This is a genomic window from Micromonospora sp. B11E3 (assembly GCF_039871625.1).
Lineage (GTDB): Bacteria > Actinomycetota > Actinomycetes > Mycobacteriales > Micromonosporaceae > Micromonospora.
Map to the genome: position 1 here is coordinate 1 of NZ_JBDPMC010000168.1, position 3,223 is coordinate 3,223.

General features: G+C 64.0%; 1 protein-coding gene and 2 pseudogenes. All 3 read right to left on the bottom strand.

Going from position 1 to position 3,223, the window contains the following annotated elements:
* Positions 1–941 precede the first annotated feature (941 nt).
* Positions 942–1,692 (bottom strand): annotated as a pseudogene (locus ABGB16_RS33275) (tyrosine-type recombinase/integrase); the annotation flags it as partial.
* A 113-nt stretch (positions 1,693–1,805) separates the two neighbouring features.
* Positions 1,806–2,216: a hypothetical protein gene (locus tag ABGB16_RS33280; RefSeq protein WP_347672024.1), complete on the bottom strand. Its 411-nt coding sequence runs from the start codon at positions 2,214–2,216 to the stop codon at positions 1,806–1,808.
* Positions 2,217–2,296: 80 nt separating this feature from the next.
* Positions 2,297–2,485: pseudogene (locus tag ABGB16_RS33285) on the bottom strand (transposase); the annotation flags it as partial.
* Positions 2,486–3,223: the final 738 nt, after the last annotated feature.

Consider the following 3,223-nt stretch of genomic DNA (forward strand, 5'->3'; position numbering starts at 1 on the left):
CTGAGTGGATCTTTCTGGCTAGGCACCCGAAAGATCAGCAGAAGTCGTGCTCGCCTGCTATCCAGCCCTCAACATCAGCGTTTTCATTACATAACCGGACAATACGAAACAACGCCGGGGCCCTGCGGCGTGACCGACCTCGGGGACCTTCTTGAGTAGATCAATGTCAGATTCGGTCCAAGTGCCATCTGAGATCCGGTTCAAAGCACCCCGAAGCTCAGAGATACTTGGCTTGCCCTCAGCCCGGCCTGAGGCCGAGGCCGGGGTCCCGATCCCAGCGACGCCGGCACCAACCACGAGCGCTGCTACCGTGACTCGACCGAGCCTTTGGAGTAGAGTGGTTCCGATTCTCATGCTGCCTCCGCGGCGATTGAGGGTCCGACGGCCTGCAGGCCCCAATCCTGCGGGCCGTCCCTATGTGCGGAAAATGTATCAAGGCGGGGCCTCGGAAGCTGGCCCCACGCGCAGCCAGATGATCCTGAATGCTACAGCGCGTGCGCAGGATGGCCGAGCAGGTAATGATCTTTCGGGCAAAGCGTGTTTACCCAAACACGCAGAGTGAAGATCACGAAGACGTAACGATGGATTGTTGACGTCGAGCCTGTGGTGCGGCTGAGTGACGACGAGCACGAGCAAGGATGGACGCGACAGCGCCCTTGGGGCGGGTCGGCTTACGTGTCTGCAGCTCATCGGGCCGTTGGTCGTTCATCAGGACGAAGGAGGCACACCGCTGCCGCCGAGCGGGGGACCGACAAGATCCGGAACATGCACGGAATGATCAAGCACATCAGCGGGGAGCCGCCGGGCGTATGTCCTGGTAGGGCGAGAGGTCGCACAGTCAGCGCTAGACCCTTCCTAAACCGTGTGTCGCAGGTTCGAATCCTGCCGGGGGCACCAGCGCGAGGCCCTGACCAGCGAAAGGCCGGCCAGGGCTTCGATGTCTATCTATGCAATTTTGAATCGCTTCCCCGAAATCCCGTCGGTAACGCCGATGAGCGATCAGACACGTTCTGCGGGGACAGCCAGGTGCCACGCCGGGAGGCGAAGATCGCGTCGTAAGGGTTGCCGGCGGCGACGAGCTTGCGGGCCATCAGCATCCCGACCGCGAACCGAGGCAGAACAACCGTTCGGAAGCCGGCATCGGACTTCGTCCACTCCTGCCGGAAGAAGCCCTTGCCCTTGAGGTAGACGATATGCCGCAAATGGTCAGGGTCGGGCGTTCGGCGGCGAGATCCAGGTCTTCCCACTGCAAGGCCAAGAACCTCGCCGATGCGGGCGCCGGTGGCGAGCATGAGGTCGACGATGTCGGCCAGGTCACCGGTCGGTCGAGGCCCCCGACTTCCCCGGCGTGGGCTGCTGCCACTTCCGAATCGCCTCGCGGACGCCTTCCAGTTGCTCCGTCTCTAGGGCGACTACCTTGCGACGCGGACTGCGTAGTCGGCCGGTCTCGCGTACCGGGTTGGTTGTCAGCGCGCCGTGGCGTACGGCCAAGGCGAACATCTGGGTGAGGACGACCTTCGCGAGCCTTGCGGCTGTCGGACGGTCCTCGGCGATCCCGCGCAGGAACTTATCGAGGCGTCCGACACCGGCTTCCCGGATACGGAGGTTGCCCAGGGCGGGCACGATCGAGACGCGCACGCTGACTTCGTACTGACTAATGGTCTGCGGCGCGAGACGTTCCTCCGCGGTGATCCTGCGTTCCGCAGCTTCACTTCGGTCTAGTCCGCGAATCTGGGGCTTGAGCTGGGAAAACGCGGGTAGGCCCGGTGGCGTGGCGTGTCACTAGGCCGTGGTGTCCGTGCTGGTCAGGCGGGTGCGGGTGTCGCGTTGATGACGCGGGGCGGTTCGGTGCCCTTCAGCTTGGCGAACAGGGCGTTCTGGGGCTGGGACAGTTCGGTGCGCTGGCGGAACGTGCCGGCGGGGCCGGTGAACACGCCGATGTGCAGCCGCTCGACGTCGGTGAGGATCTTGCCCCGGGTGTGGCCGATGGTGGTCTCGGCGATGCGGATGAGCAGCAGCGCCAGCCAGCACGGCAGGATGTGGGCGCGGATGCGGTCCTCGCGGCGGTGGTAGACCGGTCGCAGGTCCAGGGTGGTCTTCATGCCGCGCCAGTCGCGTTCGATCTCCAGAAGCTGCTTGTAGCCCAGGACGATGTCCTCGGCCGACAGCTTCGGGTCGGAGCAGCGCAGTAGTAGTGCTTTGTTAGGTTGTATCATCGAATGGGTGTTTTAGAGGTGGTATGCGCCGACCGTGACGGCGAGTAGCAGTTGCAGCTCGCGCAGCACGGTGTAGAGGGTCAGGCCGGCACATCCGCTTTTGTGACCAGGCGGAGCAGGATGCAGAAGGCTTGGGCGAGCACGGTGAGGGTGACATGGCGGTGCCAGCCGGTGAAGGAGCGGCCTTCGAAGTGGTCCACGCCGAGGCCGGTCTTGAGTTCGCGGTAGTCGTGCTCGATCCGCCAGCGGATCTTGGCGAGCCGGACCAGGGTCTTCAACGGTCCCGAATGCTGGCTGATCGCCGAGTGGCCACCCGGCGCCGCCGAACCCGGCAAGTGCCGGACCGCGTCCAACGCAGAACGGCCCGGCCGGTACCCGTAGGAGTCCGGGTGGAACATCGGCTCCACCATCGGCTCCAGGTACATGGCCGCCACCGTCTGCGCGATCCTGTCCGCAACAGTCGGCACGCCAAGAACCCTGACCCCCTTACCACCCGGCTTAGGGATCTTCACCATCTTCACCGGCGGCGGAAAATACGCGCCCGACGACATGCGATTCCACAGCTTGTAAAGGTTGCCCTTCAGGTCCACCTCGAACGCTGCGATCGACTCATCATCGACCCCCGCCGCTCCCCCGTTGGCCTTCACCCGGCGATACGCCTCGAAGACCACCTGCTTTGAAATCTCAAACGACTTGGACTTCGGTTCACTCACCTGGCTCCTCCCGGCGATGCCGGTTGACCACCAAGCGAACCAGGGTGACCCGTCCCCTTCGCTCCACCCGAGTTACCAGGCTTCATCACTACTACGAGACGGTCTGCCCCCGTGCCCCGCGACGGTACTCGACCCCTCACGGTTTGCGCCGCTTGGGGAACTCCCTCTTGAGGTTCCCCCGATAGCGTGGAGGCCGGACCTAAGGGGATAGATGGTCATGGCTGAAACGAGGAGACGGTTCGACCGGGAGTTCCGTGAGGGCGCTGTGCGGATCGTGCGGGAGACGGGTAAGCC